The sequence below is a fragment of the Psychroserpens damuponensis genome, assembly GCF_000826655.1.
Lineage (GTDB): Bacteria > Bacteroidota > Bacteroidia > Flavobacteriales > Flavobacteriaceae > Psychroserpens > Psychroserpens damuponensis.
This window is the reverse complement of the sequence record NZ_JXJO01000024.1, coordinates 125,406-139,714: the sequence shown is the minus strand read 5'-3', so window position 1 is coordinate 139,714 and position 14,309 is coordinate 125,406. Positions and strand designations below refer to the sequence as shown.

The following is a 14,309-nucleotide window of genomic DNA, read 5'->3' as shown; positions in this document are numbered from 1 at the left end:
ATATTTTATGCAAAATTACCTTATGTCTTACAGAAAGTACTAGTATTTTATGATTTTTTTAATAATTGAACTGTTATTAGTTTGAGAACTAAATTTTGCAAAATATAGTCCAGATTCTAAATGTGTTGTGTTTAAAGTATTTTGACCGTTTAAAACCTGATTTTCTAAAACTAGTTTTCCATCTAATGTATAAATATCAATATGATAGGCTTGGTTTGTAGATACTGTAAGGTGATCTCTAAAAGGTATTGGAGAAATGATAACGGTTTCTTCAGTAGTATAATCATCGATGTTTAATGTACCTTCAAAATATGCTAAAGCAAGGTTAAAAGCTTCGCGTCCAATTTTATCTCCAATAATTCGTCCTTTAATATCATCTTCAGGAGGATGAATTCCCCCCCAAATTCTTGATAAACTTGTTTGGTCTGATGCATCTTGATATGTTGCCCATTGTAGCGTAAAACTTTGACTAGGACCAACTTCAAATACTAGAAAATCATTTTGTGTAATATCAAAAGTTCCCATTCCGCCAGGAAAAAATGCGTCACCAGTAAATTGAGTTAACACTTCGGCTGCTGCACGAGAAAACGTGGAGTGACCAGATAAATAGCCAGCAAAAGGAGGTGTTACAAAGGTACCTCGTTGGTATGGCCACCAATGGGTACCGATAATCCAATCTACACCTGCAGTATCTGTAGTTGGATCAGAAATAAAGTCAGGTCCTTTCCAAGCTTTAATTTTAATTCGGTTAACATTTTCATCATTCTCACCACTTAAAGGATCGCCAGTTTCAATTAACTCAATAAGACCATTGATTAATGGAATACCATGAGGATCATAACTCGGTAAACTAGCATCTGTACTTTGTCCTTTACCTGCCATATATCGAATGGCTGAAATTGGTCGTACATAGTCATAATATCCTTTAATTCCCCAAGTATTAATGGCTGCATCATGCATAGCTCCACCGAGCGCTAGATACGATTTAACATCCCATTCTAAATCGGGAACTACAGCACCAACACCTGCTATTTTTTTTACTACGGAAGGATGATCACTCACATAATTTAATAATGTAAACCAATGTCCAGGAGGTGTCTCAGAGTCTGGTCCATCTGCCCAAAATTCTGCAAGAACTCTTGCATAATCAGAACGTTTAACCATTTGAGGTGTGTATGATAGTCCAGTTTTTGGGTTCACAGGATGTCCTGTACTCGCGTCACCACCATTAGTGAAATCATAAAAGGCTTGATATTCAGCAAAAGTATCTGGATAATTGCTTAAATCATAATTCCCTATGGCACCAGGTGAAATATCAATTAATGTAGGATCGTTAGGATCTAAATGTGCAGACCATGCTGCGACTAACGCAAAATTCCATTTGTAAGGATCAGTAATGCCATCTTCATTTGAATTTTGAATATAAGCAGGAGCTCCAGGATCGTTATAGATATAACTGTCAAAACCATTGTTTAAAATTTGTAAATCTGTAGCAGATAATGAAAAAGGAGTGACTTCTCCCCATTCTGGACTTAAAAAAGGAGGTGTGTCTAATGGGTATTCGTTGCCACTTTGGTCAACAAATACATCAAAAGCTAAAGGTTGCCAACGATTTGGGTTTATATCATTTGTATTGTAATAGTTTTCTAATATTAATGGCGGATTTACTGATCCGTAATATTGATTAGCATAATCATTTTGTTCGTTAGAATGATCCTGTAAACCAAAAGCAATCATTTCACTAGCCATATAATTTCCTAAGGCAGCATATGAATTCGTACTATAATCTATAGATGTAAAACTTGTGTCGTAACCATATGAAGTAAAAAGTAATTCAAATTCATCTAATAACGCAGAACCTCCAGGAGAATTTTGAAAACGATGATTGAGTAATCTATACATAGCATAACTTATAATTTCATGCCTTGCTGTGTCGATATTTACAGGTACAGCAATACCATTAAAGTTACAATTATAACCTCCAAACGTTTTACCTAGAAATACAGTTTGGGCTTGTGCATCAAACATTGCCCAAGCATCATACATCAACACTGATGAGTGAAATAAATTTCTAGCATGAACTGTAGGTCTTGCAAAATCAGCTCTAATAGCAGTTAACGTCATTTCATTCCAATCTCTCGCAACAGTATGTTGTGCTTGAGAGTAAGTTGCAAAAAATAATAGAATTAAAAATGTAATTTTTTTCATAGGTTAAGCTTAGATTCGTCTCAAATTTAAAAAAGTTTTTGATACTAAGCATATTAAACAAAAAAAAGACCGTTGAAACAACGGCCTTTTCAGGATTAATTAACCACAAATTACTATAGGTTAAGTAAGTATTAATTAGATGACATCATCGCAAAGAATTTGTCAATATTTGGTAAAATAACGATACGAGTTCTACGGTTTGTAGCTCTGTTCTCGTTTGTATCATTTGTTGTTAATGGTTTATAAAAGCTACGACCTGCAGCAATTAATTGCTCTGGAGCTACATTATATTCATTTTGTAATTTTCTAACTACAGAAGTTGCTCTTAAAACACTTAAGTCCCAGTTATCTTTTACTGCAGCTGTGTTTTTCATTAGTTTATTATCTGTATGACCTTCAACCATAACGTCTAAACTTTCTTCAGAATTAATCACATTTGCGATTTTCTGTAAAATTTCATCTGCTTTATTGCTAATCTTATAACTTCCAGAGTTGAATAACATTTTATCTGAAATTGAAATCATCACAACGGTTTCTTCAATATTAATAGCAATATCCTCATCTTCATCAATGTTTTCTAATGATGACTTTAAGTTAAATTGCATGGCTAAGTTCATTGAATCTTTTAGCGTTTTTGCAGTAGCCATATAAGCTGGCGGTACATTTTTAAGAGATTCTCGCATTGCAACTTTTTGGTTTTCTGAAATTACAACACCATCAACAGAAACCAATTTAGCATTGTTATCATCTGTTAATTCATTAATTTTAGAATTATAACTATCTACACGTTGCTGTATTTTAGCAAACTTAGATTCTAGTTCTTCATTGGCGACTTTAGTTTTAGTTAGTTCACTCTTTAATTCTCCATTATCTTGCTCTAAAGCCAAGTATTTCTTTTTAGAAACACATGCTGTGAAAAATATTGCTGATAGTACTATTACTGAAATTCGTTTCATATTGTTTAATTAGTTTAAAAAATTGGTTTACGATTATATTTACGATGTTAATGCCGATACGGACTATAATTTATTAAAATTGTGAATATTTTAAGAAAATTAAAAACATCTCATTTTGTTTAAGATTCACAATAACAAGTGATTAATTGCTTTAATAGGTTTTTATTTTTTCTTTACGTTTTTGCAGCTGTTTAGTGAGTTCGTTAACAGTTTCTGAAACGGCATCCCTAAAATTATCATGAGAAGCTTCAGCAAATAAACGTGGTCCTGGTGCGCTTAATCTAATACCACATTGCATTCCGGTTTCATCACTAGATGTGTTTTCAGTTTTAAAAAACACATCAGCTCTAATAACAAATTCAAAACGTGTGAAAATAGATTCTAATTTTTCTTCTGTAAATGTTTCTAAGCTTTTACTAGCCGTAACATCATTATATTCATAATTGATTTTCATAATTTATATTTTTAGTTTGGTCCAACTTACAATTTACTAAGTAACCATAGTATCGCTATCCTTAACATTTTTATCTCATATGCTAAATGGAGTAGAAAGCCCTTAAAATTTTGTGAAATTCATAATTTCCTAAGTTGGTTTTATTAATTTTAGAAACTATTCAAATTAATCACATTCAATCAATATGAAAAAAACGTTTCTGTATGCATTGGCATTACTCATGTCATTAATGCCTTTAACTCATCAAGCACAGTCTAAAAAAAGTAAGCGTAAAAAAAAGAATACTACGGAAGTTGCTCAACCTGCACCTAAAAAAAATCAAGGCAAAATAAAACCTTATGATAAGGTCATTACCAAAGATGCTATTACAGATGATGGTTTATTTAAAGTTCATAAAGTAGGAGAGAAGTACTTTTTTGAAATTCCAAATGAGCATTTAGGAAAAGATATGCTCCTAGTAAGTAGAATAGCAAAAATCCCAGCCAATTTAGGAGGAGGTTATATTAATGCAGGCTCAAAAACAGGCGAGCGACTTGTAGCTTGGCAGCGTTTTGATAATAAAGTGTTAATTAAAGAACGATCGTATAATGCTGTGGCCGATGAAGAGTTGCCAATTAGCATTTCAGTAAAATCTAATAATTATGAACCTACATTATTTGGATTTGATATTGTTGCATTTAGTAAAGACTCTACCGCTATAGTGGTTGATGTGACAAAATTTTATAGTAGTGATGTTAAGGCTATTAGTGGTTTGCCAAGCTATTTAAGAAGTTCATATAAGGTTAGAAATTTAGATGCTTCACGTAGTTTTATAAATGGTATGAAGAGTTTTCCGCAAAATATAGAAGTCGTACAAGACATGACATATAATGCATCTAATCCGCCTTCAGCGAGATCTGCAGAAACGATTAGTTTACAAATGAATCAATCTATGATTTTACTACCAGAAAAACCTATGCAACCGCGTTTTGCCGATGATCGTGTAGGTTGGTTTACTTTTAGTCAAGTTGACTACGGTAGTGAGAAGCTAAAAGCAGATCGCAAAACCTACATTCAAAGATGGCGTTTAGAACCAAAAGACCCTGAAGCTTATGCAAGAGGCGAATTGGTAGAGCCAGTAAAACCTATTATATATTATTTGGATCCGGCAACACCAGAAAGTTTACGTAAATACATAAAAGAAGGTATTGAGCTTTGGCAAGAACCTTTTGAAAGTGCAGGTTTTAAAAATGCAATTATTGCTAAATATCCACCAACAAAAGAGGAAGATCCAGATTTTAGCCCAGAAGATATTAGGTATTCTGTGATTAGATATGTAGCTAGTGAAACTAGAAATGCAATGGGACCAAGTGTGTCTGATCCTCGTAGTGGTGAAATTATAGAAAGTGATATTATATGGTACCATAACCATTTACGTTCATATAGAAATCGATATTTGTTAGAAACAGGTGCGGCAAATCCAAGTGCAAGAACCTTAGATACACCTGCTGAAGATATTGGCGAAATGATGAAAATGGTAATTGCCCATGAGGTAGGTCATGCCTTAGGTTTACCTCATAATATGAGCGCGAGTAAAGCTTATGATGTAGAGAGTTATAGAAATGGTGCTTTTACGCAAGAGTTTGGTATTGCCTCTACAATTATGGATTATGCACGTTACAATTATATAGCCCAACCTGGAGATGAGAATATTAGGTTTGTTCGTCAAATAGGTCCTTACGATCATTATGCCATAAATTGGGGATATCGTAATATTCCTGGCACATTTTCGGCTGAAGCTGAAAAAACAACGCTAGATCAATGGATAATGGATAAAGCAGGTGATCCAAAATATGTCTTCGGAAGGCAACGGTCTAGATTTGACCCTACGTCGCAAACAGAAGATATTGGTAACGATGCCATAAAAGCGTCTAATTATGCGCTTAAAAATCTGAAATATGTAGCTCAAAATCTTCCGCAATGGACGAGCAGTCAAACTAATAATTATGAGGATTTAGAAGAGTTGTATGGTGAATTACTGGGTTGTTATAATAGATATGTTGGTCACGTTTTAGGAAATGTTGGTGGTGTTGAAGAGCATTTAATTACACCAAGCCAAGGTGGCATTGCTTATCAAGCTGTTCCGAAGTTAAAACAACAACAATCCATGCAATGGTTACATGACAATGCTTTTGAAACACCACGTTGGTTAGTAGATAAAACCTTGCTTCAAAATATTGATTATAATGGATATACAGAGCGATTAAGACGCTTGCAAAGCAGATATTTAAACAGTTTATTAAGTTTTGATAAATTGGGACGTTTAATAGATCACGAAAGTATTGATGCTACAAATTACAGTGCATTAACAATGATGCAAGATTTACGAAAAGGTGTGTTTTCTGAAGCGAAAATCACTAAAAATGTAGATGTGTACCGTAGAAATTTACAACGTGCTTATGTAGATCGCATGGCGTTTTTAATGACTCAAGATTTAGAGTCTAGACGAAATGATGATTATTATAATGTATCACAAAGTGATGTTAGAGCCTTAGTTCGTGGTGAGTTAAATACGCTTAAACGTCAAGTGGCAGCTGCCGGAAACAGACAGGTTAATACAGTGACGAAGTATCATTATAGAGATTTAGTAAAACGTATTGAAGAGATCTTAGATCCCAAATAAATTAGAATTTCCGAAGAAAAAAATAAAATTAGAACACCTTCTTACTAATATTGAGAAGGTGTTTTTTATTGTTTATATTTGAGTGATTAGATTAACCAACAACGTAATAAATGAAGTTTTTCAATACCAATCGATTTCAATTGTTAAGAGGGAAACGATTACAAAAATATGTTATATATGCTGTTGGCGAAATTATATTAGTTGTTATAGGTATTCTTATTGCCTTGGCAATTAATAATTGGAAAACTAATAGAGCCGAAGTAGCCGAATTAAACCGGATCATTCAAGTGGTTAAAAATGATTTAAACGATGATCTCAATGAAACTACTGAAATTATAGAATTCTCTAAAGAGCCCAATAAGTTAATAGTTAAAATCCTGTACAACGGTAAATTTCAAGACTCCATTAGAAACTGCCAAGATTGTAGATATTTGATGACTTCAGGTAATATCTCAAATTTTAATAGGCAAGGATATAATATGCTGAGCAATTTTAATAAAGAAGCTAAAAGTTTAAATGCTAAAGTAGACTCTATACTTTGGTTCTATAATAAATACGATAAAGAAGGATTTGATTTTCAAAATAACATCATAATTTCTGAAATTGTAGATAACATGAAATATCTTAGAGATAATTATAGTTGGTATTCAGATTATTATGTAGGAAGCTATTGTAATGAAGACTGTTTAAACTATTTTGATAGTGCCGATTATAGAAACCGATTGACCTATTTTGAAGCACTGTATTTTGATAATTATTTAACCATGATTAAAGAATACCAAGTCGAAATCAAAAACTTAATTAAGCTCTTAAAAGATAAAAAAACATGAAACTATTCCACAAAAAACGATTTCAACTATTAAAAGGCACAAGGTTTAGTAAATACTTAACCTATGCTTTTGGAGAAATTTTATTAGTAATTATAGGAATTCTTATTGCTTTAGGAATAAATAACTGGAATAATAATAGGCAATTAGCCAACATCAATAATGAATTAACAAAAAAAGTCATAATACAACTACAAAGAGATATTCAAAAAACTAAAGCATTTCAAAAAGATTTAGATACCATTCAAAATATCTATTTAAAAGCGCTCGATAGAGATTATGATAGCTTAAAAACAGGATTAGATTATTCAATAAGCACCTTATTATATGATGTTTATGATTTGCCTTTAGATCAAACAACAATTAATTTAATTGATAATGCAGCCCTTGATAATAGCGAAAAATCCAAGGAATTAATTGCATTAAGTAGTACCTATAAATTATATGCCAAAAACTTTAATGACATAGAAAATATCATTTATGAGAAGATGACTTCTAATTTAACCGAAATTGAAAAAACTCAAGATTGGTACGTTGAGTTAATAACAGATTATAAATGTAAAGATGATTGTATTCGCTATTTAAATAGTAACAAGTTTAAATCTCAAATTGCCTCTCTACGCTTTTTGTATGTAAATCTATATGGAGATATCGTTTATGGATTTGAAAACGACTTAGCAGGATTTAAATCAAGGTTAGAACATCTATAAGTTCAAAATTCTAAATTCTTGGTCGTCATATAACTTATTTAAAGCTACTGCAACATGTTTTTCTTTGTAGTTTTTTAATTCATGCATGCTATTAAATCCTCCAGCTGTATAAATTTTTATTGCATTTTCAAAATATTGTGATACAGGATATACATCGTTTTTTACAACAACATTATCATTCTCAATGTGTACATGAACTTGTGTAAACACTACAATTTTTATAGAATTTTGTGTTTTGTAATCTTCAATGGCTTGCTTACAAATTTTTAAAACATCGTCTTTTCCTCCAGAATGTACTACCAAAACATAAGCCGATTTCATGTAACAAATAGGAGTGAGGCTTTCTCTTTTTAAAGTTATTGGTGTTACAGATGTAGAATGAGAAGTAATCCAATTTAAATGTGCGTCATATAAAGGTTCTAAAAGCAAGGTGTTGTAAAAAATAATAGACGCTTTTTGGGTTACAGTTGATGTATAGAAATCCCACTTTAAAACTCTAGAAATGTAGATGTACGTTAACTTCGGAAATGTGCTGTATACCAGATTTAATTCGCCTTTTAAACCAAATGGAAACGTATCCACATAAAACCTTGTCACCGGATATTTTTTAAGCGTGTGTACAATTGTCTTCGCCCAATCATAATGATGTTCATCCCAACGTAACCGCACAAATTGATACCCTTTAAAATAATTGGTAAATACCGAAGGCGTTATGATAATCACCTCTCGTTTAGGGATATCTAAGGTTTTGATAAGTGTGTCTACTCGTGTTAAATGTCCTAATCCGCCACCTTGAGCATAAAAAACATGCATTTAGTAGCCTTTAGCCTTTAATTCCTCAATGATGATTTGCTGTTGATCTGCTTTAATTTCAGGAATCCTATTGACTAAATAGCTCACAGAATAGGAGCCTTCATAAAATTTTGGTTGTGCATCATCTTTTGAAGCTATAGATTGTGTTTTAGTGTCTAAATCATACGACGTTCTCGCTAAAATAATAGCATCTTTTACTAATTTTGCTTCATACTTATTTGTTATTTTAATTTCATACGGATTCAAATTTTCCTCATTATCACTAATTTTAATTTTATCCTCATAAAGTTTGAGTTTCCATATTAATTGAGATGATGCTGTTCTTAATTTAAAACCATCTGGCTTGTATTTGATTTCATAAACGACTGTACTACCATCATAATATTTTTTCTTATCAGACTTTGTCATTTTAGACGTATAACTGCTTGGAGTTTGCGTAGTTGTTGTAGGAGATGAATCATCTGTAGTCGTAGTTGTTTTAGTACTCGTATTACAAGAAATTATTATACTAATAGTTAGCATTAATAACAATGATCTAATTAAAGTTTTAGTTGTCATAGGTTTGTGGATGTTATGTGATTAAAGATATCTAAATAATGTTGAGTTTCATGGGATGTGCTAAACTCATTTTGAAGTGTTAGCTTTAGTTGTTTTATTTTTGATTCTAAATTTTCATTATCAGCTTGATCAAAAGCTGATAAAGCTTGGAGTAGCGATGTTTCAGAAAGTACATCAAAGAGAAATGCATTGTGTTGGTTTAAAATATCAGGAATTCCGCCAGCTCTAGACGCTATTACTGGAATGTTTAAAGCTGCTGCTTCAAAAATAACATTTGGCATTCCATCATAAATAGAAGGAATTGCAACAGCGTCACAAACTAAATAATGAGCAATTAATTCGCTTTTAGATTCTGGAATTACTTTAGAGTACGAAATATCATACAATTGTAACATGTCCTCAATATGGAGTTCTAATTCACCAACTATGTGCAAATGAACAGTGTTGAGAAGTTGAGATTTCCGAAGAGAATTTATAAAAAAATCAATCCCTTTTTTCTGTTTTAAAAATCCAACTAGGCCTATAACTTTTGTTGTTTTTGTTAGCTGTAATTCGGTTTTGTATCGGTTGGAAAGGGTAATATCTGCTTTTAAAATTTGCCAATTTTCAAAATGAATAGCGTTTGGAGTAAAAAACACATGAGGATTAAGGTGCATGCTTTTAATGCGATTTACCTTTTCTTTGGTCACGCAAGCAATGGCAGAGGCGTTTTCAATACTGTACAGTAAATCTTGCTTTTTTTGAGAAAAAATAGCGGTATCAAAATCATTACCTCTAAAGCAAATTACAATTGGTTTTTGCAGCCATTTTGAAATAAGCGTAATGCCTTTAATGTTCAAATGACTTCCAAAGCCTACGTACAAATCACTATTTTTAACATGAATCTTATCTTTAATAAAAGCCCATAACATGTTAAGGGTGTGAGAGCTATCTTCAAAAACAGGGACTGCTGTATAGGAACCGTTTTCATGAGTTTTAGTAGAAAAGGCATTACATTTATTAGTAAAATGGTAAATGTGAATGGTATGATGTTTTCTAAGATTTGTGATGATACGATCACAACTTCTAGACATGCCTCCTTTATTTGGCGGATAATTTTCTGTAAACCAGGTTATCGTCATTGTAAGTGTTTAGCTGTAAAAAAATGTGTCATCACCATTTGCAGTGAAACTATTTCCTATCGCATCAGTATCTGTTACACTTTGCATATCTCCTTCGGTCCAAGAAGCACCTGCGCCTCCACCACTAAAACCGCCTCCTCCAAAACCATCTCCAAACCCTTCAGGTTGTGATGGTGTGCTCGTATTTGGATTTGTAGTTGTATGTGGAGTACTTGCTACGATGATAGTATCGTCATGTTGACCCATTGAATGGTCTTGCTGTGGTTGTGCACTTAATAAAAAGATTTCCCAGTAACAGTCTTCACAGAGGTCATGTCCTTCTAACTTGTGACTATGCGTGTGGCAAACTTCTTTCTCACAACTGTAACACGTTTTTTCTTTTGTGTTATCGCAATTGATGTTTAAAAATACACCAGATTTTTGTTGACAAGTCATAGTGCTGAAATTATTGAATTAAGATTTGAGATGGTTTTGAATTAACAATGCTATTGGATTCTAAATAGTGCATCATTTCAGTGAAAATAGAATCTTTATGAACATGGTGTTTTTTAATTTCAGAAGAAATTGAAGTCAACTTTTGCTTAGTTTTTACTTTAACATAATGAAATCCTGCATCTGTTTTAACTCTAATATCATAAAAGCCATCAATAGTGTTAGTGATACGTTCTTGATTTAATATCTCATATTGTGAAGCGTCTAATTTTAGAGTTAAAGCATGAAAGTATTTGTGTTTGCGTTTCATCTTTGTTTTTGTTTTTCCGCTACTTCTACGCTTTGTAGTTGTGACTCTTAAGGTGATTTGATGTAGTGAAATGGTACAAACCGTTGCGTCTTTTAAATGAAATACAGCTTTAAAACGCTCCAATTGATAGGGATGATATTTTACACCACTAGCACGTTGTAAGCCAATATCACTTGGGTTTAAAAGGTTTAATTTATCTTCTATAACTCCAGTGTTTAAGCGTAAGTTGATCATATTTTTATAAATATCACCTTTTATAGAAATAATGAATCTTGCTAAATCGTGAAATTCCTCAAGAGGTACAAAAGCAATATTAGTACTAAATTTCCATATTAAACCAATAAAAAAAGATAGAAAAACACTTATAATAGTGATAACCATTGTCAGCTCAGAGTCTATTTGTAAAACAAATAACACAGCAAAAACCAAAAGTGGTACAAAAAACATAACCATCCATGTTTGAAATCTTGGTTTTTTATATGACAATACAAAACGTTTTAAAAACAACAACCAATATTCACTTGGTCTTTTAGCATTAATTTTTTTGCTTTTAATAAAGAATTGACCATCCTTTAACAGTGCGTTTTCAAACATAAGTTAGTCGATTTTTATAAACAGTTTTCATTTTTGACTCTTGATCTATCCAAAGATAATTATTTTTAATATGTTGTTTTGCATGAGTGCCTATAGCTTTCAGTTTTTCAGGTTGTTCTAATAATGCTCTAATTGCTCTGCCTAAATCTTCTGGTCGATCTGGAGGTACTAAAAACCCAGTAACATTATCCTCAATAAGTTCTCTCACAACAGGAATGTCACTTGCCACAACAGGAATACCATATGACATTGACTCTAATATTTTTAACGGATTGCAACCTTGTACAATATTACGATCACAAGCAGATAATGGTGCCACTGTAAGTATGGCATTTTTAATCATAACAGCCAATTCCTTTTTGTTTAATTCATAATGCCAGTTTATACTGTCAAAAACACCAATGTTTTGAGCTAGCTGTTTATGAATTTCAGTACGTTTTTCTGGGATAGAGGTGCAAATTACCAATTGAATATTTAAATCTTTCAATTCCTTAATAGCCTTAAACAACGTTTTTATGCCTTGCCATTTCTGTAAAGCACCAAAATATAAAATGTAATTTTTGTCGCGATTTAAAGTGATAATCTTAGAGTCTTCATCATAAATTGTCACACCATTAGGAATGACAGTAACTTTATTTGCATTTACTTTATACTGTGTAATAATGAATTTTTGAGTCACTATAGAGGGTGTAATTAAAACGTCAGATTGTGACACACAAAACTGTTCTAATTGCTTTATTTTTTCTAAAACCGAAGTGCTAATTGTTGGATATCTATTTGGTAATTCTATATGTTGAAATGCATTAACTTCAAAAACCGTCTTATACGTTGTAGTGTGTTGCAAAACGGGAATTCCTCCCCAAATATCTCTAAAATGAATTAATTGTATGTTTTCGCAAAGCGGAAGGTTGAGAATCTTAGTCACAGCATCCTGAAATTTTTGAGTACGTTCTAGAAAATTAACTACTTTTTCTTTCCAACGGTACACATAGAGCTGTCGTTCTTCATCAAATTGAAAAGTAGGCATCTCTTCATTGCCTAGACAAATTAATAAACCCGATTTAAATGTAGCTTGTAATGCTTTAAGGCAATGTTCAATATGTGTTGCAGCTCCTTTTTGAGAAGGAAACACATCAAATGCAATGTAAATAAATTCTGGTTTTAGAGTCATTGTATCAGTTGCTGTTAAATATAAATGAATTTATCTGTTTAAGAAATAATAGTTTGTTACTTTAAAATTTCCGTAGAAAAGAAACTAAAAACCAAGATGAATTCATTACTAACGATTTACTATCTTGTGCACACTAACTAAATAATTTTTAAAATTACATCAATGAAATCACTAACGATACAAGAGATAAATACCTTATTAAACGGAGAAATTCTAGGAGAAACTACCCACGAAATCACAGGTTTAGAACAAATCCAGAAAGCAAATAATAATCAAGCTACATTTATAGGAAACCGAAAATATGCCGCAATGTGGGCAGATTCTAATGCTTCATTGGCAATTGCTAATGCCAATATCGATGTAGAGCCTGGAGAGAACCGTGTGATCATCAAGGTTAAAAATGCCGATTTAGCAATGGCTAAATTATTAGAAGAATTTACACCAAATGCGCCACATTTTGAGACAGATATCCATCCATCAGCAAATATTGATGATTCAGCAGTAATTGGTGAAGGTAGTAGAGTTGGAGCTGGTTGTTTTATTGGTAAAGATGTCGTTATTGGTGCAGGTGTGGTGTTATATCCAAATGTGACCATTATGGATGAAACCACTATTGGAGATCACACCACAATTTGGTCTGGTACTGTGATTAGAGAACGCTCTGTGATTGGAAGTCACTGTATTTTTCATACCAATGTAAGTATTGGCGCAGATGGTTTTGGATATCGACCTAGTGATGACGGTAGAGGTTTGGTTAAAATCCCACATATTGGAAATGTGGTCATAGGAAATGCTGTAGAAATTGGAGCAAATTCTTGTGTTGACCGCGGAAAATTTAGTTCTACAATTCTTGGCGATGGCTGTAAGATTGATAACTTGGTTCAAATTGGACATAATTGTGTTTTAGGACGTTTTTGTATCATGGCAGGAAGTAGCGGATTAGCAGGTTCTGTAACACTTGGTGATGGTGTCATGATTGGAGGTAGTGCCTCAATTAAAGATCATACAACCATTCATTCTGGAGCAACAGTTGGTGCAGGATCTGGAGTTATGAATGATGTGCAAGCAGGAAAAACAGTGTTAGGTTATCCTGCAGTAGACTCCAGAGAAATGTTAAAACAATGGGTTGCGCTTCGGAAATTGGCACGTTAATTAATTTATGGCATACTATTTGAATATCAGTTAGTATTAATAAATAAATTATATTACAATTATGAGTAAAGGAACAGTAAAATTCTTCAACGACACCAAAGGATTTGGATTTATCACAGAAGAAGGTTCAAACACCGAACATTTTGTTCACATTTCAGGATTAATCGATGAAATTCGCGAAGGCGATGTAGTAGAATTCGATTTAACCGAAGGAAAAAAAGGATTAAACGCAATTAACGTCAAAGTTATCTAATATACGCTTAACCAAAAATAAAAAGCCCATCACAATGTGATGGGCTTTTTTTTTGTGTAAATCGAAAGGTATTATTTTAGTTTGCTCA

General features: G+C 32.5%; 14 protein-coding genes. 5 read left to right on the top strand and 9 right to left on the bottom strand.

Translation table 11 applies throughout. The features are described 5' to 3' along the window. Positions 1-39 precede the first annotated feature (39 nt). From TD29_RS15020 to hpf, 3 genes are all read right to left on the bottom strand, one after another. Positions 40-2,208, bottom strand: coding sequence for a T9SS type A sorting domain-containing protein (locus tag TD29_RS15020; RefSeq protein ID WP_040281773.1), 2,169 nt, complete (start codon positions 2,206-2,208; stop codon positions 40-42). 131 nt (positions 2,209-2,339) lie between these two features. Beyond that, on the bottom strand, positions 2,340-3,164 hold the full coding sequence (locus TD29_RS15015) for an OmpA/MotB family protein (protein WP_040281771.1): 825 nt from the start codon (positions 3,162-3,164) through the stop codon (positions 2,340-2,342). Between the two features lie 151 nt (positions 3,165-3,315). Beyond that, positions 3,316-3,618: a ribosome hibernation-promoting factor, HPF/YfiA family gene (hpf, locus tag TD29_RS15010; protein WP_040281769.1), complete on the bottom strand. Its 303-nt coding sequence runs from the start codon at positions 3,616-3,618 to the stop codon at positions 3,316-3,318. A 184-nt stretch (positions 3,619-3,802) separates the two neighbouring features. Here hpf and TD29_RS15005 point away from each other — a divergent pair, with 184 nt between their 5' ends. The 3 genes from TD29_RS15005 (at position 3,803) to TD29_RS18045 (ending at position 7,817) form a co-directional block, all read left to right on the top strand. Then, positions 3,803-6,280 carry a zinc-dependent metalloprotease gene (locus tag TD29_RS15005; protein ID WP_040281767.1) on the top strand — a complete coding sequence of 826 codons (2,478 nt, stop codon included), beginning with the start codon at positions 3,803-3,805 and terminating at the stop codon, positions 6,278-6,280. A gap of 110 nt (positions 6,281-6,390) precedes the next feature. After that, positions 6,391-7,110 (top strand): DUF6090 family protein, encoded by a 720-nt coding sequence (locus TD29_RS18050; protein WP_052467141.1) that lies wholly within the window; start codon positions 6,391-6,393, stop codon positions 7,108-7,110. Further along, the gene (locus TD29_RS18045; RefSeq protein ID WP_052467140.1) at positions 7,107-7,817 is read left to right on the top strand and encodes a hypothetical protein; all 711 of its coding nucleotides are present in this window, start codon (positions 7,107-7,109) and stop codon (positions 7,815-7,817) included. Before TD29_RS18050 ends, TD29_RS18045 begins: the two co-directional genes overlap by 4 nt. On the opposite strand, the gene TD29_RS14990 is transcribed toward TD29_RS18045, so the two are convergent. The 6 genes from TD29_RS14990 to TD29_RS14965 are packed head-to-tail and all read right to left on the bottom strand — an operon-like array spanning position 7,812 to position 12,816. Beyond that, entirely contained in the window at positions 7,812-8,630 is an 819-nt protein-coding gene (locus tag TD29_RS14990) for a hypothetical protein (RefSeq protein ID WP_040281765.1), read from the bottom strand. The two genes, TD29_RS18045 and TD29_RS14990, sit on opposite strands and share 6 nt — an antisense overlap. Then, on the bottom strand, positions 8,631-9,188 hold the full coding sequence (locus tag TD29_RS14985) for a hypothetical protein (protein WP_040281763.1): 558 nt from the start codon (positions 9,186-9,188) through the stop codon (positions 8,631-8,633). It lies immediately after the preceding gene. After that, complete coding sequence (locus TD29_RS14980) at positions 9,185-10,309, bottom strand: glycosyltransferase family 4 protein (protein ID WP_040281761.1); 1,125 nt, start codon at positions 10,307-10,309, stop codon at positions 9,185-9,187. The genes TD29_RS14985 and TD29_RS14980 overlap by 4 nt, the downstream gene beginning before the upstream one ends. Before the next feature lie 9 nt (positions 10,310-10,318). Next, a complete protein-coding gene (locus tag TD29_RS14975) occupies positions 10,319-10,744 on the bottom strand; it encodes a hypothetical protein (protein WP_040281759.1) in 426 nt (141 codons plus the stop codon). A 10-nt stretch (positions 10,745-10,754) separates the two neighbouring features. Next, entirely contained in the window at positions 10,755-11,645 is an 891-nt protein-coding gene (locus TD29_RS14970) for a hypothetical protein (RefSeq protein ID WP_040281757.1), read from the bottom strand. After that, positions 11,638-12,816, bottom strand: a complete 1,179-nt coding sequence (locus TD29_RS14965; protein WP_040281755.1) for a glycosyltransferase family 4 protein — start codon at positions 12,814-12,816, stop codon at positions 11,638-11,640. Before TD29_RS14965 ends, TD29_RS14970 begins: the two co-directional genes overlap by 8 nt. Positions 12,817-12,978: 162 nt before the next feature. Between TD29_RS14965 and lpxD the strand changes: the two genes are divergently transcribed. Both lpxD and TD29_RS14955 read left to right on the top strand, forming a co-directional pair. Then, entirely contained in the window at positions 12,979-13,968 is a 990-nt protein-coding gene (gene lpxD, locus TD29_RS14960) for a UDP-3-O-(3-hydroxymyristoyl)glucosamine N-acyltransferase (protein ID WP_040281753.1), read from the top strand. A gap of 61 nt (positions 13,969-14,029) precedes the next feature. Continuing rightward, a complete protein-coding gene (locus tag TD29_RS14955; protein ID WP_040281751.1) occupies positions 14,030-14,221 on the top strand; it encodes a cold-shock protein in 192 nt (63 codons plus the stop codon). The last annotated feature ends 88 nt before the right edge of the window (positions 14,222-14,309 follow it).

Coding starts and splice junctions, on each gene's coding strand:
- TD29_RS15020 (WP_040281773.1), bottom strand. CDS start 2,208: ATGAAAAAAATTACATTTTTAATTCTATTATTTTTTGCAACTTACTCT.
- TD29_RS14980 (WP_040281761.1), bottom strand. CDS start 10,309: ATGACGATAACCTGGTTTACAGAAAATTATCCGCCAAATAAAGGAGGC.
- TD29_RS14955 (WP_040281751.1), top strand. CDS start 14,030: ATGAGTAAAGGAACAGTAAAATTCTTCAACGACACCAAAGGATTTGGA.
- TD29_RS15005 (WP_040281767.1), top strand. CDS start 3,803: ATGAAAAAAACGTTTCTGTATGCATTGGCATTACTCATGTCATTAATG.
- TD29_RS14985 (WP_040281763.1), bottom strand. CDS start 9,188: ATGACAACTAAAACTTTAATTAGATCATTGTTATTAATGCTAACTATT.
- TD29_RS14970 (WP_040281757.1), bottom strand. CDS start 11,645: ATGTTTGAAAACGCACTGTTAAAGGATGGTCAATTCTTTATTAAAAGC.
- lpxD (WP_040281753.1), top strand. CDS start 12,979: ATGAAATCACTAACGATACAAGAGATAAATACCTTATTAAACGGAGAA.
- TD29_RS14965 (WP_040281755.1), bottom strand. CDS start 12,816: ATGACTCTAAAACCAGAATTTATTTACATTGCATTTGATGTGTTTCCT.
- TD29_RS15015 (WP_040281771.1), bottom strand. CDS start 3,164: ATGAAACGAATTTCAGTAATAGTACTATCAGCAATATTTTTCACAGCA.
- hpf (WP_040281769.1), bottom strand. CDS start 3,618: ATGAAAATCAATTATGAATATAATGATGTTACGGCTAGTAAAAGCTTA.
- TD29_RS14990 (WP_040281765.1), bottom strand. CDS start 8,630: ATGCATGTTTTTTATGCTCAAGGTGGCGGATTAGGACATTTAACACGA.
- TD29_RS14975 (WP_040281759.1), bottom strand. CDS start 10,744: ATGACTTGTCAACAAAAATCTGGTGTATTTTTAAACATCAATTGCGAT.
- TD29_RS18045 (WP_052467140.1), top strand. CDS start 7,107: ATGAAACTATTCCACAAAAAACGATTTCAACTATTAAAAGGCACAAGG.
- TD29_RS18050 (WP_052467141.1), top strand. CDS start 6,391: ATGAAGTTTTTCAATACCAATCGATTTCAATTGTTAAGAGGGAAACGA.